The sequence below is a fragment of the Kitasatospora sp. NPDC006697 genome (assembly GCF_042869935.1).
Taxonomy (GTDB): domain Bacteria; phylum Actinomycetota; class Actinomycetes; order Streptomycetales; family Streptomycetaceae; genus Kitasatospora.
The window spans coordinates 1-20,184 of the sequence record NZ_JBIAGU010000041.1; the positions used below are offsets into that span (position 1 = coordinate 1).

At 73.6% G+C, this 20,184-nt stretch carries 17 protein-coding genes; 12 read left to right on the top strand and 5 right to left on the bottom strand.

Translation table 11 applies throughout. The annotated features are described in order from the left end of the window. Nucleotides 1–134: 134 nt before the first annotated feature. Nucleotides 135–1,295, bottom strand: a complete 1,161-nt coding sequence (locus ACFYNO_RS36850; protein WP_388022061.1) for an endo-1,4-beta-xylanase — start codon at nucleotides 1,293–1,295, stop codon at nucleotides 135–137. 388 nt (nucleotides 1,296–1,683) lie between these two features. Here ACFYNO_RS36850 and ACFYNO_RS36855 point away from each other — a divergent pair, with 388 nt between their 5' ends. The 4 genes from ACFYNO_RS36855 to ACFYNO_RS36870 all read left to right on the top strand — a co-directional run bounded on the left by ACFYNO_RS36855 (nucleotide 1,684) and on the right by ACFYNO_RS36870 (nucleotide 4,699). Further along, nucleotides 1,684–2,451 (top strand): IclR family transcriptional regulator, encoded by a 768-nt coding sequence (locus ACFYNO_RS36855; RefSeq protein WP_388022062.1) that lies wholly within the window; start codon nucleotides 1,684–1,686, stop codon nucleotides 2,449–2,451. 84 nt (nucleotides 2,452–2,535) lie between these two features. Beyond that, nucleotides 2,536–3,567 carry a Rieske 2Fe-2S domain-containing protein gene (locus ACFYNO_RS36860; RefSeq protein ID WP_388022064.1) on the top strand — a complete coding sequence of 344 codons (1,032 nt, stop codon included), beginning with the start codon at nucleotides 2,536–2,538 and terminating at the stop codon, nucleotides 3,565–3,567. Further along, complete coding sequence (locus tag ACFYNO_RS36865) at nucleotides 3,567–3,746, top strand: hypothetical protein (RefSeq protein ID WP_388022066.1); 180 nt, start codon at nucleotides 3,567–3,569, stop codon at nucleotides 3,744–3,746. The genes ACFYNO_RS36860 and ACFYNO_RS36865 overlap by 1 nt, the downstream gene beginning before the upstream one ends. Then, a complete protein-coding gene (locus ACFYNO_RS36870; protein ID WP_388022067.1) occupies nucleotides 3,743–4,699 on the top strand; it encodes a PDR/VanB family oxidoreductase in 957 nt (318 codons plus the stop codon). Before ACFYNO_RS36865 ends, ACFYNO_RS36870 begins: the two co-directional genes overlap by 4 nt. A gap of 17 nt (nucleotides 4,700–4,716) precedes the next feature. Here ACFYNO_RS36870 and ACFYNO_RS36875 read toward each other — a convergent pair whose 3' ends face one another. Beyond that, nucleotides 4,717–5,529 (bottom strand): PaaX family transcriptional regulator C-terminal domain-containing protein, encoded by an 813-nt coding sequence (locus tag ACFYNO_RS36875; protein WP_388022069.1) that lies wholly within the window; start codon nucleotides 5,527–5,529, stop codon nucleotides 4,717–4,719. Nucleotides 5,530–5,654: 125 nt separating this feature from the next. On the opposite strand from ACFYNO_RS36875, the gene ACFYNO_RS36880 reads away from it, so the two are divergent. The 6 genes from ACFYNO_RS36880 (at nucleotide 5,655) to ACFYNO_RS36905 (ending at nucleotide 12,843) form a co-directional block, all read left to right on the top strand. Beyond that, a complete protein-coding gene (locus tag ACFYNO_RS36880) occupies nucleotides 5,655–6,557 on the top strand; it encodes an SDR family NAD(P)-dependent oxidoreductase (RefSeq protein WP_388022071.1) in 903 nt (300 codons plus the stop codon). Between the two features lie 15 nt (nucleotides 6,558–6,572). Next, entirely contained in the window at nucleotides 6,573–7,472 is a 900-nt protein-coding gene (locus tag ACFYNO_RS36885; protein ID WP_388022073.1) for an amidohydrolase family protein, read from the top strand. 36 nt (nucleotides 7,473–7,508) lie between these two features. Continuing rightward, a complete protein-coding gene (locus tag ACFYNO_RS36890; RefSeq protein ID WP_388022075.1) occupies nucleotides 7,509–9,008 on the top strand; it encodes a long-chain fatty acid--CoA ligase in 1,500 nt (499 codons plus the stop codon). 46 nt (nucleotides 9,009–9,054) lie between these two features. After that, complete coding sequence (locus ACFYNO_RS36895) at nucleotides 9,055–9,510, top strand: MaoC family dehydratase (protein WP_388022077.1); 456 nt, start codon at nucleotides 9,055–9,057, stop codon at nucleotides 9,508–9,510. A 307-nt stretch (nucleotides 9,511–9,817) separates the two neighbouring features. After that, nucleotides 9,818–11,389, top strand: a complete 1,572-nt coding sequence (locus ACFYNO_RS36900; protein ID WP_388022078.1) for an MFS transporter — start codon at nucleotides 9,818–9,820, stop codon at nucleotides 11,387–11,389. A 92-nt stretch (nucleotides 11,390–11,481) separates the two neighbouring features. Then, nucleotides 11,482–12,843, top strand: coding sequence for an alpha/beta hydrolase (locus tag ACFYNO_RS36905; protein WP_388022080.1), 1,362 nt, complete (start codon nucleotides 11,482–11,484; stop codon nucleotides 12,841–12,843). Nucleotides 12,844–12,922: 79 nt separating this feature from the next. Here the strand turns inward: ACFYNO_RS36905 and ACFYNO_RS36910 are convergent, their stop codons facing one another. Further along, nucleotides 12,923–14,290, bottom strand: a complete 1,368-nt coding sequence (locus tag ACFYNO_RS36910) for a non-reducing end alpha-L-arabinofuranosidase family hydrolase (protein ID WP_388022190.1) — start codon at nucleotides 14,288–14,290, stop codon at nucleotides 12,923–12,925. Nucleotides 14,291–15,049: 759 nt separating this feature from the next. Here ACFYNO_RS36910 and ACFYNO_RS36915 point away from each other — a divergent pair. Together ACFYNO_RS36915 and ACFYNO_RS36920 are read left to right on the top strand one after the other, a co-directional pair. After that, nucleotides 15,050–17,500, top strand: coding sequence for a SpoIIE family protein phosphatase (locus ACFYNO_RS36915; RefSeq protein WP_388022081.1), 2,451 nt, complete (start codon nucleotides 15,050–15,052; stop codon nucleotides 17,498–17,500). A 138-nt stretch (nucleotides 17,501–17,638) separates the two neighbouring features. Further along, a complete protein-coding gene (locus ACFYNO_RS36920) occupies nucleotides 17,639–18,211 on the top strand; it encodes a hypothetical protein (protein ID WP_388022083.1) in 573 nt (190 codons plus the stop codon). 123 nt (nucleotides 18,212–18,334) lie between these two features. Here ACFYNO_RS36920 and ACFYNO_RS36925 read toward each other — a convergent pair whose 3' ends face one another. Together ACFYNO_RS36925 and ACFYNO_RS36930 are read right to left on the bottom strand one after the other, a co-directional pair. Then, complete coding sequence (locus ACFYNO_RS36925) at nucleotides 18,335–19,207, bottom strand: Rieske 2Fe-2S domain-containing protein (RefSeq protein WP_388022085.1); 873 nt, start codon at nucleotides 19,205–19,207, stop codon at nucleotides 18,335–18,337. Next, nucleotides 19,204–20,151 carry a TIGR03557 family F420-dependent LLM class oxidoreductase gene (locus tag ACFYNO_RS36930; RefSeq protein ID WP_388022087.1) on the bottom strand — a complete coding sequence of 316 codons (948 nt, stop codon included), beginning with the start codon at nucleotides 20,149–20,151 and terminating at the stop codon, nucleotides 19,204–19,206. Before ACFYNO_RS36930 ends, ACFYNO_RS36925 begins: the two co-directional genes overlap by 4 nt. Nucleotides 20,152–20,184: the final 33 nt, after the last annotated feature.

Sequence of the window (20,184 nt, forward strand, 5' to 3'; positions counted from 1 at the left end):
GTCCCGGCCCCGCCCGCCGGCGTACCCGCGCCCGGCGCCCCGCCCCCCCGCCCCCCCCCCCCGCCCCGCCCCCCCCGCCCCCCGGGGGGGCCCCCCCGCCCCCCCGGGGGGGCCCCGCCCGGCGGCTCACGGGCTCAGTCCCGGTCGCCGCGGTGCGCGCTGCCCGCGCCCACGGCCAGGTCCTGCTGGAGCGCGAAGTAGGCGGGCTTCGGCTTCAGGTTCACGTCGTAGAGCAGGCCGTAGCCCTCGCCGGTGAAGGTGCCGGGGATCCAGGAGTCGCCGTCGTACACGCCCCAGGCGGTGAAGGAGATGCACTGCGGGACCAGCTGGCAGCCCTTCAGCTCCTCGGAGAACTCGTACGGCTGGGCGAACGCGGCGAGTTGGCTGGTCGGGACCTGGGCCGTCGCGTTGTCCACGTTGGTGCGCACGTCGGCCTCGGTGACCGCCACCTTCAACCCCAGGTCGCCGAAGGCCTGGAGGTCGTTCTGGAAGCGCTGGGCGTCGAAGCCGTACTGGGTGTCCAGGTGGCCCTGTTCGCCGATGCCGTCGATCGGGACGCCCTGCGCGCGCAGCTGCTTGACGTAGTCGTAGACCGCCGTGAACTTGGTGTTGGTGCCGTCCTCGCCGGTGATGTTGTAGTCGTTGTAGAAGAGCAGGGCCTTCGGGTCCGCCTGGTGGGCCCAGCGGAAGGCGTCGGCGATGACGCCCTGACCGAGGTGCTGGATCCAGAAGTCGCCGCTGTTCAGGCCGTTGGGCAGGGCGGTGTCCCAGGAGTTGGCGAAGACCTCGTTGACCACGTCCCACTGCCAGATCCTGCCGCGGAAGTGGGAGACCTCGTCGGTGATGTGCTGGTGCAGGATGTCGCGCAGCTGGGCGTCGCTGATGGTCCCGTCGGCGGCGCCGGCGGTGAGCCAGGCCGGCAGCTGGTTGTGCCACATCAGGGTGTGGCCGCGGACCTCCTGGCCGTGCTGCTCGGCGAACTGCACCAACTGGTCGGCAGGGGCCCAGTCGTAGCCGCCCCGGGTGGGCTCCACCGCCTCCCACTTCATCGAGTTCTCCGGCGTCACGACGGAGAACTGGTCCGCCACCAGGCCGGTGTACGCCTGGTTGGCGCCCAGCTGGGCCGCGTCGACGGCGGTGCCGACGCGCAGGTGCTGGCGGGCGGCCAGGGCGCGCAGCGAGTCGGCCGGGACCGGACCGCCGCCCTTCCCGCCGGCGGTGGCCGCGGCGGACGGGGCGAGCACGAGGAGGGCGGCCATGGCGGCGGCGGGGGCGAACCGGCGGGTGGGGTGCACAGCGGACTCCTTGGGAGCAAAGGGAGATGACGAGGAGTTCGAAACTTTCGAGAAACATCCCGAACCGCCCCGAAGCTAGACCCGTCCTCAGGCGGGAGTCAATGGTGGTGCAGGCGTGAGGTATTGAGCAGCGGCCGACGGCCCCATCGGTTGTGACCAGAGACGATGGACATGACTCGCGTAGAGAAAGTTTCTTGTTCGTTGCCGGTAGTTTTCATTGACCAGGCCTCGCGGCCGCCGCATACTTCCCTCAGCCGGGCCCAGCCGCCCGCGGGGCCCGGCCCCCCGCTCCGCCCGGACGGTCCCCCCACCCGAGCGCGCCGTCCGGGCGGGACCAGCACCGCGGCACACCTGGTCGGGGCCGGTCCGATGGTCTACGGTCGCCCCCATGACGCCCCCGACACCGGCCCGCAACGCCGCCGGACGGCTGCTGTCCGTGCTGGCCGCCTTCGACCGGGCCGCCCCCGCCCTGACCCTCAGCGAGATCGGCCGGCGCGCCGGACTCCCGCTGCCCACCGCGCACCGCCTGCTCTCCGAGCTCACCGGCTGGGGCGCGCTGGAGCGGGACGCCGACGGGGTCTACCACGTCGGGCTGCGCCTGTTCGAGCTCGGCACCCTGGCCCCGCGCGGGCCGGTGCTGCGCGAGGCGGCCCTGCCGTATCTCGAGGACCTGTACGAGGCGACCCGCGAGAACGTGCAGCTGGCGGTCCGCGAGGGCGGGGACGCGGTCTACGTGGAACGCCTGGCCGGCCGCTCCTCGGTCGGGGTGCGCACCCAGGTCGGCGCGCACTGGCCGCTGCACGCGACCGGTGTCGGACTGGCCCTGCTCGCCCACGCCCCGGCCGACTTCCAGAACGACTACCTGGCGGCCGGCCTCACCGCCTTCACCCCGTGGACCGTGACCGATCCGGACCGGCTGCGGCGGATGCTGGCCGAGGTGCGCCGCGCCGGACTCGCGGTGAGCGACCGCCAGATCACCCCGGACGCGGTGTCGGTGGCGGCCCCGGTGCGCGGCGCGGCCGGCGCGGTGGTCGCGGCGGTCTCGATCGTGGTGCGCGCGCCGGGGAACCCGGCGGCGCTCGGACCGGCCGTGCTGCTCGCCGCGCGGTCCATCTCGCGGGCGCTCGCCGCGGACCGGCCCGGGGCTTTCACCTGACGGAAGTCTCGTTGTCCGCCCCGGGCCGCGCTGGGAGCCTCGTCGCATTCCCCCGCACTCCCCAGCGACCCAGGGACGGATCCCATGACACTGTTCGCCCGCAACCAGTGGTACGTCGTCGCGTACGCGGCCGAGGTCGGCGAGGAGCTGCTCGGCCGCACCGTCCTCGGCGAGCCCGTGGTGCTCTACCGCTCCGAGCAGGACGGCCGGGTGGTCGCGCTGGCCGACCGCTGCGTGCACCGCCGGTTCCCGCTCTCCGAGAGCCGCCGGGAGGGCGACACCATCGTCTGCGGCTACCACGGCTTCCGCTACGACCGGGGCGGCGCCTGCCTCTCCGTCCCCGGGCAGTCGCGGGTGCCGCGCACCGCGCGGGTCGCCGCCTACCCGGTGGTCGAGCAGGACTCGCTGGTCTGGATCTGGGTGGGCGACCCGGCGGCGGCCGACACCTCCTGGGTGCCCCGCGCCCCGCACCTGGTCGACCCGGCGATGACGACCGTGTGCGGGATGGAGCCGATCGAGGCCGACTACGGCCTGCTGGTGGACAACCTGCTCGACCTCTCGCACGAGACCTACCTGCACGGCGGGTACATCGGCACCCCGGAGGTGGCCGCCACCCCGATCACCACCGAGGTGGACGAGGAGGCCGGCGTCGTCCGGGTCTCGCGGCACATGTCCGACGCGGAGTGCCCGCCCTTCTACGCCCGCTCGACCGGCATCGAGGGCAGGATCACCCGGCTCCAGGACATCGAGTACTTCGCGCCCTGCCTCTACCTGCTGCACAGCCGGATCTCCCCGGCCGGCCGCCAGGAGCCGGTGTTCCGCACCGAGATCACCTACGCGATCACCCCCTCGGCGCCCGGCAAGGTGTACGACTTCTGGGCCGTCTCCCGGGACTTCGCGCTCGGGGACGAGGAGGTGACGGCCTTCCTGCGCGACTTCAACCACACCGTGGTCATACAGGACGTGAACGCCCTCAACCTGCTCCAGCGCGCCCTGGACAGCGAGCCGACGGCGTATCAGGAACTCAGCATCAACATCGACACCGGCGCGCTGGCCGCCCGGCGCATCCTCGCGCGGCTGGCCGGCGCCGGAGCCGACCGGGACCGGGTGGCCTGATGACCGACGCGCACCAGCGCCGGGTGTACCGCATCGAGTGGCTGCCCGGCGGCGACCTCCTCGACGCGCACTGCTTCTGCGGCGCGCGGACCGGCGCGCCGGACCCGGTCGCCGCGTGGAGCTGGCTGCTCGACCACCCGCGCCACCAACTGCCGCCCACGGAAGGAGAACGGCGATGACCGCGCAGGAGGAGACGCTGGACCTGGTCGTCACCGGCCGCCGCGAGGAGGCCGCGGCCGTCGTCTCGCTCACCCTGGCCCGCCCCGACGGCGGCGCGCTGCCGGAGTGGACGCCCGGCGCCCATCTCGACCTGCTGCTCGCCAACGGGATCGAACGCCAGTACTCGCTCTGCGGGGACCCGGCCGACCGGACCTCCTGGACCATCGCCGTGCTGCGCGAGCCCCAGGGGCGCGGCGGCTCCGCCCTCGTCCACGAGACCGTCCGCGAAGGCGCCCGGCTGCGGGTCCGGGGCCCGCGCAACCAGTTCGCGCTGCTGCCCGCGCCGCGCTACCTCTTCGTCGCCGGCGGCATCGGGATCACCCCGATCCTGCCGATGCTCGCCGCCGCGCAGGCGGCCGGCGCCGAGTGGACGCTGCTCTACGGCGGCCGGTCCCGCGCCTCGATGGCCTTCGCCGCGGGCCTGGTTGAGCGCTACGGCGACCGCGTGCTGCTCCGCCCCCAGGACGAGTGCGGCCTGCTGGACCTCGCGGGCGAGCTCGACGGGCTGGCGGCCGACGCGGCGGTCTACTGCTGCGGACCCGGGCCGCTGCTCGAAGCCGTCGAGCGGCACTGCGAGCGGACCGGCCGCGCGCCTGCGCGGTTCGAACGGTTCCAGCCCCGGGAGCCGGCCCGGACCGCCGGGGACCGCGCCTTCACCGTGGTGCTGGAGCGTTCGGGCCGGACCCTGACCGTGCCGGCGGACGCCTCGGTGCTGGAAACCGTGCGCGGCGCCGGGGTCGACGTCCTCTACTCCTGTGAGCAGGGCACCTGCGGGACCTGCGAGACCGACGTGCTCGAGGGGCGCCCGGACCACCGGGACTCGCTGCTCACCGAGGCGGAGCGGGCCGAGTCGGCCAGCATGATGATCTGCGTCTCGCGCTGTCTCGGTGAGCGGCTGGTGCTCGACCTTTGACGGGACCGGCCCGGCGGTCAGCCGGTGGTGATGCTGTCCAGCAGCTCCGCGGCCTGCCGGTCCGCCGGTTCGGCGATCTCCTCGGCGATGGCGCGGAACAGCTGCTCGGCCTGGATCGCGGGCCAGTCGGCCGGCAGGTGCTCGGCCGGCAGGTGCGGGTCCCGGCGGACGAGTTCGAGCCAGTCGGTGTGGACCAGCAGCTGCTGCCCCAGGGGTCCGCCGGCCTCGGCCGCCGGACCGCTCCAGCGGGCCAGGAACGCCCGGTAGCCCTCGGCGATGCCCTCGGTGTCGAAGGCGGACCCGACCACCTGCGAGACCTCGGTCGGCGCCAGCACCGTCCCCCGGAACACCCGCAGGTGGGCGTCGAGTTCGAGGTCGCCGAGCAGCGCCGGGACGTCCACCTCGCCGGGGGCCACCCAGAGGCCGTTCTGCAGCGGACCGAAGCCGCCCCAGGTCAACCGGGAGCGCAGGTCGTGGCGCTGGCGGCGCCAGGCCTCCGGCAGCGAGAAGCCGACCAGGGTCCACTGGCCCCGCCAGTCCCGGTTGACCGCCCCGGTGCGCCAGACCCGGTCGTGGCCGTCCCGCAGCACGGCGGCGGCGCGGGGGGTGAGGCCGAAGTACATCTTGCGCCCCTGCCGGTGCCGGGTGAGCAGGCCGCGGTTGACCATCCGGGTCAGCGTGGAGCGCACCGCCTCCTCGGTCACGCCGACGCGTTCGAAGATCTCGATGACGCAGCCGGAGGACAGAGCGATGTCCCGCCCCAGGACGTGGATGCCGAAGAAGGTGAGCATCAGTGACTGGGGGCGCGGGGCGGGGTCGAGATCGATCACGGGCCCCAGCCTAGGACCCGCACCGGGCCCGTCGGACCGGGGCCCGGAATGTTTGGCACTATCTTGACGGCCTACATGAATCTGCCTAACGTAAGGCGCACCCCACCCCTCGAAGGAGAAGTCCCATGGATCTGAACGGCAAGGTCGCCGTGGTCACCGGCAGCGGCCGCGGCCTCGGTCTCGCCTACGCCAAGGCGCTGGCCGCCGCCGGCGCGGCGGTCGTGGTCAACGATGTGGACGCCGAGGCCGCCGCCGAGGCGGTCAAGGAGATCGAGGCGGCCGGCGGCCGGGCGGTCGCCGAGGTGGGCGCGGTGGGGTCCGTGGAGACCGCCGAGGCGCTGACGGCGCGGGCCGTGGCCGAGTTCGGGCGGCTGGACGTGATGGTGACCAACGCCGGAGTGCTGCGCGACCGGGTGCTGTGGAAGATGACGGAGGAGGACTTCGACACGGTCGTCGAGGTCCACCTGCGCGGCACCTTCACCTGCGTGCGCGCCGCCGTGACGCAGATGCGCGAGCAGGGCGAGGGCGGGCGGGTGATCGTGGCCGGCTCCCCGGCGGGCCAGCGCGGCAACTTCGGCCAGACCAACTACGCCGCCGCCAAGGCGGGCATCGCGGCCATGGTCCGGACCTGGGCGATGGAGCTGGCGAAGGCGGGCATCACCGCCAACGCGGTGATCCCGGTCGCCGCCACCGCGATGACCAAGACCATCCCCGTCTTCGCCCCGCACGTCGAGGCGCTGGAGCAGCACGGCACGCCGCTGCCGGACAGCCTGCGCAAGGGGGAGGGCTTCGGCACCGCCGAGGACGTCGCGCCGCTGGTCGTCTACCTCGCCTCCGACGCGGCCGCCGAGGTCACCGGGCAGTGCATCGGCATCGGCGGCGACAAGCTGGCGCTCTGGTCGCACCCGCAGGAGGTCGCGGTCGCCTACGCGGACGGCGGCTGGTGCGCCGACGCGATCGCCGCGGCCTGGCCGGTCTCGGTCGGCCGGGTGCCCGAGACCTACGGCATCCCCGCGCCGCGGATCTGAACGGCGGCCGCCCCGATGACCCCTCAGGAACCGTACCGCCGCCTGCGGCTCGACGAGCTCGTCGCCATCGACGTGCACACCCACGCCGAGGTCTCCGCGGCCGGGCAGGGCTCGCTCTCGGCGGAGCTCGACGCCGCGGCCGGCGCCTACTTCCACGCCGACCACCGCCGGCCGACCCTGTCCGAGATCGCCGACCACTACCGCGAGCGCCGGATGGCCTGCGTGGTCTTCACGGTGGACGCGGAGGCCGCCACCGGCACCCCCGCTGTGCCCAATGAGGAGGTCGCCGAGGCCGCCCGCCTCAACCCCGACGTGATCATCCCGTTCGCCAGCATCGACCCGCACAAGGGCCGGGCGGGCGCCCGCCAGGTCCGCCGGCTGGTGGAGGAGTTCGGCGTCCGCGGCTTCAAGTTCCACCCCAACGTGCAGGCGTTCCACCCGAACGACCGGCTCGCCTACCCGCTCTACGAGGCGATCGAGGAGGCCGGCGCCATCGCCGTCTTCCACACCGGGCAGACCGGCATCGGCGCCGGCGCGCCCGGGGGCGGCGGGATCCGGCTGAAGTACTCGAACCCGATGCTGGTGGACGACGTCGCGGCGGACTTCCCGGGCATGCCGATCATCCTGGCCCACCCCTCCTTCCCCTGGCAGGACGAGGCGTTGGCCGTGGCGACGCACAAGCCCCAGGTCTACATCGACCTGTCCGGGTGGTCGCCGAAGTACTTCCCGCCGCAGCTGGTGAAGTACGCCAACAGCCTCCTCCAGGACAAGGTGCTGTTCGGCTCGGACTACCCGCTGATCAGCCCGGACCGCTGGCTCGCGGACTTCGCGCAGCTGCCGATCAAGGACGAGGTTCGGCCGAAGATCCTCAAGGACAACGCCGCCCGGCTGCTCGGCCTCGACGGGCAGAAGTGACGCAGACCGACGTGACGCAGACAGAGGAGTCCCGCGTTGCACAACGAAGGCATCGGTTCCTGGCCCGCCCGCCGGGCCCGCAAGACACCGCACCGCACAGCCCTGCTCCACGAGGGCCGGGCCACCAGCTACGCCGAGCTGCACCGCCGGTCCAGCCGGCTCGCCCACCTGCTGCACCTGCGCGGGGTGCGGCGCGGTGACCGGGTCGCCTTCCTCGGCCCCAACCACCCCGCTTTCCTGGAGGCGCTGTTCGCGGCCGGGCAGCTGGGGGCGGTCTTCGTCCCGCTGAACACCCGCCTGGCGGTGCCGGAGCTGCGCTACCAGCTGCAGGACAGCGGCGCCGTGCTGATGTTGACGGTCCGTCAGGACGCCGCCGTGATCGACGGGTTGTCGGGCGATGCGGAGCCGTGGGCGGTCGAGGGCGCGGAGTTCGAGGCGCTGCTCGCGGACGCCCCGGACGGCCCGCTGGACCTGCCGGTCTCGCACGAGGACCTGTGCATGATCATGTACACCTCGGGGACCACCGGCCGGCCCAAGGGCACCCTGCTCACCCACGGCAACATCGTCTGGAACAGCGTCAACGTGGTGGTGGACGTCGACCTGGCCGGCGACGAGGTCACCCTGGTCAGCGCGCCGCTCTTCCACACCGCGGCTCTCAACATGACCTGCCTGCCCACCCTGCTCAAGGGCGGGACGGCCGTGCTGGAGTCCGGGTTCGATGCCGCGCGCACCATCGAGCTGATCGAACGGCACCGGATCACCTGCCTGTTCGGCGTTCCGGCGATGTACGACGCGATGGCCCAGGCGCCCGGCTGGGCCGGCGCCGACCTGAGCAGCCTGCGCAACCTGCTCTGCGGCGGCGCGCCCGTGCCCGCCCGGACCATCCGCAGCTACCTGGAGCTGGGCCTGGCGTTCGTGCAGGGCTACGGCATGACCGAGGCGGCGCCCGGCGTGCTGCTGCTCGACCGGGCGGACGCCCTGGAGCACGCCGGCACGGCCGGCACGCCGCACTTCTTCACCGATGTCCGGCTGCTCGACCCGGCCGGCGAGCCGGTCGCGGTGGGGGAGCCCGGCGAGGTGGTGGTCAGCGGCCCCAACGTCACCGCCGGCTACTGGAAGCTGCCGGGGGAGACCGCCGGCGCCTACCACGACGGCCGCTGGTTCCGCTCCGGCGACGTGGCCGTGCAGGACGAGGACGGCTACATCCGGCTGGTCGACCGACTGAAGGACATGATCATCTCCGGCGGGGAGAACGTGTACCCCGCCGAGGTGGAGGACGTCCTGATGGAGCACCCGGCGGTCGCCGAGTGCGCCGTGTTCGGCGTCCAGGACGAGAAGTGGGGCGAAGTCGGGCGCGCCGTCGTGGTGTTGCAGCCCGGTGCCGCCGTGGGGGCCGATGAGATCCTCTCCCACCTCGATGGCCGCCTGGCCCGTTACAAGATCCCCAAGTCGGTGCGGTTCGCCGACGCGCTGCCCCGCAGCGGGGCGGGCAAGCTCCTCAAGGGGCCGATCCGCGCCGCCCACGGGCAGGACTGACCCCCGCTCGGCGCGCCGAGGCGCGCCCCTCAGGAAGGACCCCCACGTGCCCCGCACCGCCCACGGCGTCGCCGAACTGCTCACCCTCGGCGGCACCGACCTCGGTCACAGCGACTGGCTGGAGATCACCCAGGACCGGGTGAACACCTTCGCCGACGCGACCGACGACCACCAGTGGATCCACGTCGACGTCGAACGGGCCGCCGCCGGGCCCTTCGGCGCCCCGATCGCCCACGGCTACCTGACGCTCTCGCTGCTGATCCCGCTCTGGAACGAGCTGCTGCAGGTCGAGGGTGTCGGAATGGCCGTCAACTACGGTCTGAACAAGGTCCGTTTCCCCTCGCCCGTCCCGGTCGGCCGGAAGATCCGGGCGCACGGCGTGATCGCCTCGGTGACGGACGTGGCGGGCGGCGTCGAGGTGACGGTCGACCTGACCGTCGAGATCGAGGAGGTCGCCAAGCCGGCCGTCGTCGCCCAGGCGGTGTACCGCTTCTACGCGTGACCGGCAGCAGCACCGCGCGAGCGGCAGTCCCCAACGGGGCTGCCGCTCGCGCCGTTTCGGGGGAGGGCGGCCAATATTGTGCAGATTATTGACGGCCGACAAAGAGTAGCCCTACATTCGCCGCAGAGCCGATGCCCCACCCGCCCGACGACCGACCGGGACCGGCCGCTCACGGCAGAGCCGCATCCTCCGGGCGCCGCGCCGATCCCCGTTCCCCCCGCCGCGCGAAGGCCGCCATCCGGCCTCCACCCGCCGACCGGGCCCCCACAGCGGTTCCTCCGTCCGCCCATCCCCAGGAGAACCACCCATGTCCACCTCCACCCACGCACCGGCGCACCCCGTCCGGCCCGGTTCCGCGCTCAGACCCGGAACCCTGGCCGCCGGCCTGCTCGCCGTCTGCACCGCGCAGATCGGCCTGGCCATCCCGGCCACCCTCAACGGCCTCTTCCAGAGCCAACTGCACCCCGTGGGATCGCAGTTGACCTGGATCTCGGACGCCTTCCTGCTGCCGGTGGCGGTGCTGGAGCTGACCTTCGGCCTGCTCGGCGACCTGCTCGGCCGCAAGCGGCTGCTGGTCGGCGGCGCGGCCCTGCTGGCCGTCGGCGAGATCGTCAGCACCACCGCCTCCGGCATCCACCAGCTCTGGGTCGGACAGGCGCTGGCCGGCCTCGGCGCCGCGGCGCTCTTCCCGACCTCGCTGGCGATCATCGCCGCGGCCGCCGGCTCGCCCGCCCAGCGGGCCCGGGTCGTCGCGCTGTGGGCCGCGCTGCTCTCCACCGGCGGCTTCGTCGCCCCGCTGATCGGCGGCATCACCGCCACCCACGGCTCCTGGCGCTGGGCCTTCGTGATCGTCACCGTGATCGGCGCCGCCAGCGCCCTGACCAGTGCCGTGTTCGCCACCGACTCCCGCGCCCCCGAGGGCCGTTCGCTGGACCCGATCGGCCAGACCACCATCGGCCTGGGCCTGTTCGCGCTGCTCTACGGGATCATCCAGGGCCCGACGGACGGCTGGAGCTCCACCCCGGTGCTGACCGCCTTCGCCCTGGCAGTGCTCGGCCTGGCCGGCTTCGTGGCCGCCGAACTGCGGGTCGCCTCACCGCTGTTGCGGCTGGACCTGTTCCGCAACCGGTCCTTCGCGGTGGCCTCGGTGGTGGCGGTGGTCGGCATGTTCAGCTTCCTGGGCACCGCCTACTCGGTCAGCATCCGCCTAGGCCCGGTGCAGGAGCAGCCGCCGATGCGCACCGCCATGGCGTTCCTGCTGCTCAACGGCATCGCGCTGGCCGTGCTCCCGCTGACCCGGCGGCTGCTGAACGCCGCCCCGCCGCGCCTGCTGCTCGGCTCCGGCCTGCTGCTCATCGCGGCGGGCAACTACTGGGCGGCCACCCTGCCGATCACCGACGAGGCCTTCGGCTCGCTGATCGTGCCGCTCGCGCTGGTCGGCCTGGGCTTCGCGGTGACCGTCTCCTCCGTCACCGCCACGGCCGTCACCACCGTGCCGCCGCACCTGGCCGGCATGGCCAGCGCCACCACCAACCTGCTGCGCGACTTCGGCTTCACCCTCGGACCGGCGGTGATCGGCGCGATCGCGCTCAGCCGGGCCGGCGACCGGTTCGCCGGCGCGCTCGGTGGCTCCGACCTGCCGGGCCCGCTCAAGGGCGCGGGCGCGGCGATCCTGCGGGAGGGCGGCCCGCTGGCCGTCAACGGCGCCTCCGCCTCGCCGAAGCTCGCCGCCCTGCACCCGCTCGCCGAGAGCGCGCTGGGCTCCGGCTACTCGGTCGGCTTCGTGGTCTGCGGCAGCGCCGCGCTCTTCTCCGCCGTGCTGGCGCTGCTGGCGCTGCGGGGCCGGGCGGCGGCCGGGGAGCCCGCTGCCGCAGGCTGAGCACGAGCGGCCCACCCGCTTCACCACGCCACGACCCTGCAGTCGCCGCGCGATCCCGTCGCCGGCCCACCCCTACAGTGTTGGAGCTCCTGATGTCCCGATCGCCCCGCCGCGCGCTGGCCGCCCTCTGCGCCGCCACGGTCCTCGCCCTCACCGCCACCGCCACCGTCGCTGCCGCCCCCGCCTCGGCCGCCACCGCCACCACCCACTACAGCGGCACCCTGCAGGACGGCGCGACCTGGATCGCCGACAAGCCGGCCCAGTGGAACGGCATCCTGCTGCTGTTCAGCCACGGCTTCGGCCCGCTGACCGCCGCCGACGCGCCGACCGGCGGCTCCGCGACCGAACTGCTCGCCGAGGGCTACGCCCTGGCCGGCTCCTCCTACGACCCGAACGGATCGGCCTGGGCCCTGAAGTCGGCCGAGCGGGACCAGTTCGCCACCATCTCCGCGTTCACCGCCACCGTCGGCCGGCCCGTGCACGTGGTCTCCATCGGTGCCTCGATGGGCGGCCTGGTCAACGCCCAGATCGCCCGCGACGGCGCGGGCCGGGTCGACGGTGCGCTGAACCTGTGCGGACTGGTCGCGGGCGGCGTGAACCTGGAGGACTACCAGCTCGACGCCGAGTACGCCCTGGCCTGGTTCTTCGACCGCGCCGACCTGCCGCTGCTGGTCAACCTGCCCGACTCGGCCACCGCCTCGGCGCTGGCCACCCGGCTCACCACCGCCGTCGACACCGCGCAGCAGACCCCGGCCGGCCGGGCCCGGATCGCCCTCGCGGCCGCCTACCTCAACCAGTCGGCCTGGGCCCCCGGCCAGAACCCGCCGGCCCCGGGCGACTACGCCAACCAGGAGGCCCAGCAGTACGCGTGGCTGCACCAGGGCGTGCTGGGCTTCATCATCCCCGGACGCTACGCGGTCGAGCAGTCCGCCGGCGGCAACCCCTCCGGGACCAGGGGAGTCGACTTCACCGCCCTGCTCAACCAGTCCTGGCACTCCGAGGAGGTGCGGGCCCTGTACGGCGCGGCCGGCCTCGACCCGAACGCCGACACCGCCGCGCTCACGGCGGGCGCCGCCATCACCGGCTCCGGCGCCGCCCGGGCGAACCTCACGGCCAGTTCCACGGTCGGCTCGGTCGGCATCCCGACACTCGACATCCACACCACCTCCGACCAACTGGTTCCGGTGGAGCAGGAGAACGCGTACGCCGCCCGGGTCCAGGCCTCCGGCACGGGAGACCTGCTCCGGCAGGCCTTCGTGGCCCGGCAGGGCCACTGCAGCTTCACCACCGCGGAGATCGTGGCGGGCCTGCACGCCCTGGAACAGCGGCTGATCACCGGCTCCTGGGGCACCGTCACCACCCCCGCCGCCCTGCAGAGCCGCGCCGTCGCGCTCAACCTGGACGGCGCCGCCTTCACCGCCTGGACCCCGGCTCCGCTGAACGGCGTCCGCTAGGCACCGCCACCGCCACCGCGGCGACGGCGACCGCGCGGTGAGCACCCGTCAGCAGGTGCCCACCGCGCGGTCGCGTGGTTCAGTGCTGCAGGGTGAGGACGCCGGGGCGCCACGGCAGCTGGTCGTACGGCCCGCTCGCGGAGGGGGACTTGCCCTGGTAGAGGAACTGCAGGTTGCAGGGGTCGATGGTCATCGTCTGGTCGGGGTTGTTGCGGACCAGGTCGCCGTGGCTGATGTCGTTGGTCCAGGTGGCGCCGCTGTTGGCCTTGCCCGCGAAGGGGTTGTTCTCACTGGCGGCCTGCGGGGTCCAGGAGCCGTTCAGGCTGGTGGCGGTGAAGGAGCGGAAGTAGCGCTGCTCGGTCGCCCCCCGCGCCTCGACGATCATGAGGTACTGGTTCTGGCCCTGGACCTTGTAGACCTGCGGCGCCTCGAAGAGGTTGACCGCCGAGTCGCTCATCACGGTGGTGTACGAGGAGCCGAAGTTGCCGGGGAAGTTCCCGATCGGCATGCTCGCCCGGTAGATGCTGCCGTTGTCGCCGGCGAAGAACAGGTAGATGTTCTGGTCGTCGGCGATCAGGGTCTGGTCGATCGGGCCGGTGCCGGAGTTCGGGATGCTGCCGGTGAAGAGCGGCTGCGGGGCGGACCAGCCGTTGGGGTTGGTCGGGTCGCTGGAGGTGCGGTAGATGAACGGCCAGGCGCCCCACTGGTAGGCCAGCACCCAGATGTTCTTCGGCGCGAAGTAGAAGAGCGTGGGCGCCACCGCGGCCTGGCTCATCCCGGTCTGGCCGGCCGAGGCCATGTCGGACCAGTTGGTGAACGGGCTGAACATCATCGAGCCGTACGTGGAGCCGTTCACGTCGGAGGCGTAGACCAGGTGCTTGCCGTTGTACACCACGCTGGTGAAGTCCTTCAGCGAGACCCAGCCGTTGGCCGGCTGTGCCAGCGCGCCGGTCGAGCTCCACCGGTAGCTGGACGGGAGGGCGCAGGCGCCGCCCGTCGGGGTGGGGGTGGGGGTCGGTCCGCCGCCGGACAGGCCGGTCCACTGCTGGTTGCTCCGGCCGTTGCACGACCAGATCTCCACGGCGGTGCCGTTGGCCGTGGCGCCGCCCGTGACGTCCAGGCAGAGCCCGGAGCCGACGCCGACGATGCTGCCGTCGGAGTTCAGCCGCCACTGCTGGTTCGCACCGCCGTTGCAGGACCAGATCTCCACCTTGGTGCCGGCCGTGGTGGCGTTGTTCGGTACGTCCAGGCACTTGCTGCCGTACACGGTCAGCTGGCCGCTGTCGGTCAGCGTCCACTGCTGGTTGGCGCCGTTCGAGCAGTCGTAGATCTGCAGGGACGCGCCGTCGCTCTGGCTGGCGCCCGACACGTCGAGGCAGCGACCGGAGCCCGTGCCGCGCAGGGCACCGGTGGTGGCCGCCTGGGCGGCCGGGACGGCGACGAGCATCGCCGCGAGCGCCGCCGCGGCCGCGAGGAGCGCGGTGAAGAGCGCGAACAGCCGCTTGCGGCCGGGACTTCGGCGGTCCGCGGGGAGCGCTCGGCGGCTTCGGGGGTGGGGAAGGTTCATGGAGGTGGTCCTCCTGGGGTGGGGGTGGGGGGCTCCACGCTGTCGCCGGCCGCCGGCGGGTGGGGTCGAAGGCGGCGCGGCGCAGCGGTGAACGGAGCTGACCTGTCCTCAACGTCGATGACTCTGAACCTGGTTGGGGATCGGACAGATGAGACGAAGCGGACCTGTCAACGGCGACAGTGTTGCCACGGCCGCCCGGGGCTGTCAATACTTTCGGCGGAGGGGTCGATAAGTTTCGGCAGGCGGGCTCCTTCGACGTGCAACTTTCATGGCGGACCGCGGGATCACCGCACCGCTGGAGGCGCCCCGGCCTGCGGATCCGCCGCCGGTGCCACAACTCCGCAGCGGCCGGGCTTTGCCTCCGGCGCTGCTTGCGGCTAGGCCTCCTGACGGGCCGTCATGCCTGCCGTCCGTCCCCGCCATGGACCGGACACCTCGGCGGGCTGCCTGCTCTGCCATGGAACGAGGCGGGGCAGCGGGTCGACGGGGCGATGGAGGCGGCGTTCGGCATGATCACCGCCGCCCCGGCGGATCACACGTTCGGCCGGGCAGGCGACCGCCGCCCGTAATGGCGGATATGCGGTGATTCCATCGCTTATCGTCGAGTACGTCATCGATGCGTCAGAGGGCGGTCTGCTGGTGGATGAACGAGGTGGAGCTCCCTCCGGTACCGGGCCGTCCCGGCGGGAGGCGGACGGCGCGGGCACGGCGGAGTGCGTCGTCGACGCCCGCGGGCGCGTCACGCGCTGGAGCGACGGGGCGCAGCGCCTGCTCGGCCACTCCGCCGGCGAGGTGCTGGGACGGCCCGCCGCCCGGCTGCTGGCCGAGCCCTCCCCGGCGGCGGAGCTGGCGCGCGCGGTGGGCGACGCCGGGCAGCGCTGGAGCGGCGAGCTCGCGCTGCGGCGCCGCGACGGCTCACGGGTGGAGGTGACCGCTCTCGCCCACCGCGACGCGCCGGGCTGCGGACCGGGCACCTGGCGCTTCGTCTGCGCGACGGGCGGCCGGCAGCCGCGGCGCGAGGACGACGACCTGGCGCGCCGGGCCTTCGAGCAGCTGCCGCACTGCTCCATCTCGCTCTACGACGCGGACCTCGCATACCGCCACTCCAACCAGGCCATGCTGCCGGTCGTCGGCCTCCCGGACGAGGTCGTCCGGGGCCTGCGGATCCAGGACATCACCACGCAGCCGCAGACGGTCGACCTGGCCGACGGGCTGCGCCGGGCGGTCGACAGCGGCGAGCCCCAGCACCTGGACAGCTTCCAGCGCACCGGCGGCCAGCGACGCGTGCACTCGTGGTCCGTCGACTTCGTCCCGCTGAAGGAACCGGACGGGCGGGTGCACGGGGTCGCCCTGGTCGCCCACGACACGACCGAGCAGTACTACGCACGCAAACGCCTCCTCCTGCTCAACGAGGCCGCCAGCCGCATCGGCAGCACGCTCGACCTCGCCCAGACCGCGCGGGAACTGATGGAGGTGACGGTCCCGGAGCTCGCGGACTTCGCCAGCGTCGACCTGCTCACCGCCCTGGAACGGGACGCCGAACTGGGCGAGGAGGCACTGCACGGCACCGTGACCCTGCGGCGGATCGTGCACCGCTTCGCCCCCGGCAGCAGCCCGCGCCTGCGGACCGTGCTCGAGATCGGCGTGGCGGACAGCTACCCGGACTTCACCCCGCCGGCCCGCGCCCTCGCCACCGGGGCGGGCGTGCTCAGCAACGCCGAGGACGCCGAGTTCATCCAGTGGATGAGCCGCGACGCGATCCGGGCTGCCCGGATCCGCGAGCAGGGCTACCACTCGATGATGGCGGTGCCGCTGCGCGCCCGCGGGGCGACGCTGGGCGTGGCGGCGTTCTACCGCCGCAGCCGCCCGGACCGGATGGAGCGCTTCGACCAGGACGACCTGCTGCTCGCCGAGGAGCTGGCCGCCAGGGCGGCCGTGGCCATCGACAACGCGCGCCGCTACACCCGCCAGCGCGACACCGCCCTCTCCCTGCAGCGCAGCCTGCTGCCGCGCCGGATGCCGGACCAGAGCGCGGTCGAGGTCGCCACCCGCTACCTCCCGGCCCGGAGCCAGTCCGGACTCGGCGGCGACTGGTTCGACGTGATCCCGCTCTCCGGAGCCCGGGTCGCGCTGGTGGTCGGCGACGTCGTCGGCCACGGCATCCACGCCGCGGCGACGATGGGACGCCTGCGCACCGCCGTGCGCACCCTGGCCGACGTCGACCTGTCGCCCGACGAGCTGCTGACCCATCTCGACGACCTGGTCATCCACCTGTCCGCCGAGGTCGGGACCGAGGCCGGTCGGCCCGGCAGCGAGGCCGGCGCCACCTGCTGCTACGGCGTCTACGACCCGGTGTCCTGCACCCTCACCGTCGCCAGCGCCGGCCACCCGCCGCCGGTCATCGCCCTGCCGGGCGGCACCGCCGCACCGCTGCCCGTCCCGGTCGGCCCCCCGCTCGGCAACGGCGGCCTGCCCTTCGAGGCGACCGTCGTGGAACTGCCCCAGCACAGCCTGCTGGCCCTGTACTCCGACGGCCTGGTCGAAGCCGGCGGGCGCGAGGAGGAGGAAGGCCTCGCGCGGCTGTGCGACCTCCTCGGCGATGCCGACGCCGCGCTGGACGGCCTCTGCGACACCGTCCTGGCCGAACTGCTCAACGGCCGCCCGCAGGACGACGTCGCCCTCCTGCTCGCCCGCACCCGGGCGCTCGGCGCCGGCCGGGTCGCCAGCTGGACCGTCCCCTCCGACCCGATCGCGGTCACCCGGGCCCGCCGGGACGCGTCCGCGCAGCTCGCCGCCTGGGGGCTCGCGGACCTGGCCGACGCCACCGAACTGATCGTCAGCGAGCTCGTCACCAACGCCATCCGCTACGGAGCTCCCCCCATCACCCTGCGCCTGATCCACGACCGCACCCTGATCTGCGAGGTCTCCGACACCAGCAGCACCGCCCCGCACCTGCGCCGCGCCCGCGTCTTCGACGAGGGCGGCCGTGGCCTGCTGCTCGTCGCCCAGATCGCCGACCGCTGGGGCACCCGTCACGCCCCGGCCGGAAAGACCATCTGGGCCGAGCAGAACCTCGTCGCCGGAGACTGACGGCCGCCGGCGGGTCCCGCTTCTCTTGCGACCGCCGGGCCGGAACCGGCAGACTGGACACGGTGCCGGTGCTGTCCTCATGGAAGGGTGGGCTGCGCCTTGCTCCGGCGCCGCCCGTCGGAAAGCCGGACAGTCGCCATGCTTCGCACGACCATCCTCGCGGCCGGATTAGCCGCCCTCGTCGTCGCCGGCTGCGGCGGCTCGGGCTCCTCCTCGGCGAGCCACACGGGCTCCCCGACGACGGTCACCTCGACGCCCACGCAGACCGTCACGGTCACCCCGGCTCCCACGCCGACGCCGAGTCCCACGCCGACGCCCACTCCCACCACCGTCACCGCGACGCCGCCACCGACCGTGACGGTCACCCCCACCCCGACCCCGACGGTCACCGTCACCGCCCCGAGCACGCCGGGCTTCACCAACGCCGCGGCCGTGGTCACCCAGTACTACCAGGACATCACGAACCACGACTACGCCTCCGCCTGGGCCCTCGGCGGCAAGAACATCGCCGGCGGGAGCTACCAGCAGTACGTCGCCGGCTTCGCGACGACCGCCGGCATCGCGCTCGGCACGGTGAGCTCCTTCGGCTCCGACCAGGTGCGCGCGGTGCTCTACGCGACCCAGACCGACGGCACGGTGAAGACCTTCGAGGGCACCTACACCGTCGCCAACGGGGTGCTGGTCGGCGCCTCGATCCAGCAGACCGGCTGACGCGGTGACCCGGAGGGCCGGCGGCCGGGCGCGTTCGCGCGCGGCTTCCTGCGTGCGCTGTCGGGAGGAGCGCTCCCGGATCTGCTCGTTATCCGTTCGGCTGTTCCCGGGCGAGGCCGCCGGTCATCGCGGTGCCCGGACCTCCAGCCGGTCACTGAGCACCCGGGTCTCGAAGACCGGCTGGTCGGCGGTCGCCGGACCGTGCACCACGGCACCGTCCGCCAGCCGGAACACGCTGCCGTGCAGCGGACAGCGCACGCAGCCGTCCGCCGGTGCGCCCGGTCCCTCCGGCACCAGCTCGCCCTCGCTGAGCGAGCCGGAGAGGTGGGCGCAGCGGTCGGCCAGCACCTGGAAGCCGTCGGCCCGCCGGAGCACCAGCACCGGGACCTCGTCGAGCATCCGCCGCACCGGGCGGTCCAGCGGGAAGTCGGACACCGGCCCCAGCGCCGTCCACTCCGCGGGCGCCAGGCGGGGCACCGCCTCGGTGTGGTTGGCGCCGGCCGCCTGCCGGTGCGCCAGGTCCCCGCCGATGGTCGCCGCGGCACTGACCACGGCCAGGCCCGCCCAGCCGAGCAGCCGGCCGCGCATCGGACGGCCCGTCAGCCGGGCCCGCAGCGAGGCCGCGTAGCAGAGCAGTCCGGCGCTGTTGCCCAGCGCGTGCACCAGGCCGGTGCGCCGCTGGCGGGGCGAGAGCTCCGCCCAGTCCACCCAGCCGGCCACGGCCGCGGGGAGCGCGCTGATCGTGCCCGCCGCCACCAGCACGGCGGCCGGGCGGCGGGCCGGACCCAGGTCCAGCAGTGCTGCCGAAACCCAGCAGCCCAGCGGAATCTGGACCAGCGCCGGGTGCAGGGGATGGCCGAACGGCACCCCGTACAGCAGGTCGCGGCCCTTCTCCGGACGCACCTGGTGCACGGTGTGGCGCAGCCGGTCGGAGAGCGGGTCGAGTGCGGACCACCCTTCGGGGGCCGCGATCGCGTCATGCAAGGCCCGGTTCACGTCTCCTCCTCACGCAGGGCGGGCAGCAGTTCGCGCTCCGCCCAGTCGATGAACTGCGGCTGGCTCTCCCCGCCGATCTGCAGCAGGGCCACCTCGGCGAACCCGGCCTCGGCGAAGGCCCGGACAGCGGCTGCCACGTGCTCCACCCGGTCGCCGCACGGGACGGCCTGGGCGACGTCCTCCGGGCGCACGTGCCGGGAGGCCGCGTCGAAGGCGGCCGGGCCGGGGAGTTCGGCGTTCACCCGCCAGCCGCCGGCGAACCAGCGGAACTCGCGGTGCGCCCGGGCGATCGCGGTGGACGGCACCGGGTGGTAGCAGATCGGCAGCTGGCCCACCGCCGGGCGGCCGCGGACCAGGTCGGGTTCGGGAGCCACCGCGATCACGAAGTCGGCCAGCCGGTCGGCGAGTTGCCACGAGGCCGGACCGGAGACGGCCAGGCCGATCGGCGGCGGCAGCTCCGGACGGTCCCACAGCCGGGCCGAGTCCACCGTGAAGTGCTTCCCGCGGTGGCTCAGCTGTGTGCCGGAGAAGAGTGCCCGGATGATCTCCACGGCCTCCGCCAGCATCTCGTGGCGGACCGCCACCGGCGGCCAGCCGACGCCGATCACATGCTCGTTGAGATTCTCCCCGCTGCCCAGACCGAGCCGGAACCGGCCGGCGCTGAGCAGTTGCAGGGTGGCCGCCTGCTGGGCCACCAGCACCGGGTGGTACCGCATGGTCGGGCAGGTCACGTAGCTCATCAGCGGGATCCGGACGGTGGCGCGGGCGGCCGCGCCGAGCACCGGCCAGGCCGCCGGGGAGTGGCCCTGGGCCGCCAGCCAGGGGAAGTAGTGGTCGGAGCAGACCGCGAAGTCGAAACCGGCGGCTTCGGCCCGCACCACGTCGTCGACCAGCTCGGCCGGCCCGCGCTGCTCGGTCATCATCGTGTAGCCGATTCGCACCATGCCCGGCGGCTGCCCGGGCCGCCCGCACCGAAA

What these genes read in the sequence shown, in the direction of transcription:
- ACFYNO_RS36855 (WP_388022062.1), top strand. Translation starts at nt 1,684, where the DNA reads ATGACGCCCCCGACACCGGCCCGCAACGCCGCCGGACGGCTGCTGTCC.
- ACFYNO_RS36860 (WP_388022064.1), top strand. Translation starts at nt 2,536, where the DNA reads ATGACACTGTTCGCCCGCAACCAGTGGTACGTCGTCGCGTACGCGGCC.
- ACFYNO_RS36865 (WP_388022066.1), top strand. Translation starts at nt 3,567, where the DNA reads ATGACCGACGCGCACCAGCGCCGGGTGTACCGCATCGAGTGGCTGCCC.
- ACFYNO_RS36870 (WP_388022067.1), top strand. Translation starts at nt 3,743, where the DNA reads ATGACCGCGCAGGAGGAGACGCTGGACCTGGTCGTCACCGGCCGCCGC.
- ACFYNO_RS36880 (WP_388022071.1), top strand. Translation starts at nt 5,655, where the DNA reads ATGGATCTGAACGGCAAGGTCGCCGTGGTCACCGGCAGCGGCCGCGGC.
- ACFYNO_RS36885 (WP_388022073.1), top strand. Translation starts at nt 6,573, where the DNA reads ATGACCCCTCAGGAACCGTACCGCCGCCTGCGGCTCGACGAGCTCGTC.
- ACFYNO_RS36900 (WP_388022078.1), top strand. Translation starts at nt 9,818, where the DNA reads ATGTCCACCTCCACCCACGCACCGGCGCACCCCGTCCGGCCCGGTTCC.
- ACFYNO_RS36905 (WP_388022080.1), top strand. Translation starts at nt 11,482, where the DNA reads ATGTCCCGATCGCCCCGCCGCGCGCTGGCCGCCCTCTGCGCCGCCACG.
- ACFYNO_RS36910 (WP_388022190.1), bottom strand. Translation starts at nt 14,290, where the DNA reads ATGCTCGTCGCCGTCCCGGCCGCCCAGGCGGCCACCACCGGTGCCCTG.
- ACFYNO_RS36920 (WP_388022083.1), top strand. Translation starts at nt 17,639, where the DNA reads ATGCTTCGCACGACCATCCTCGCGGCCGGATTAGCCGCCCTCGTCGTC.
- ACFYNO_RS36930 (WP_388022087.1), bottom strand. Translation starts at nt 20,151, where the DNA reads ATGGTGCGAATCGGCTACACGATGATGACCGAGCAGCGCGGGCCGGCC.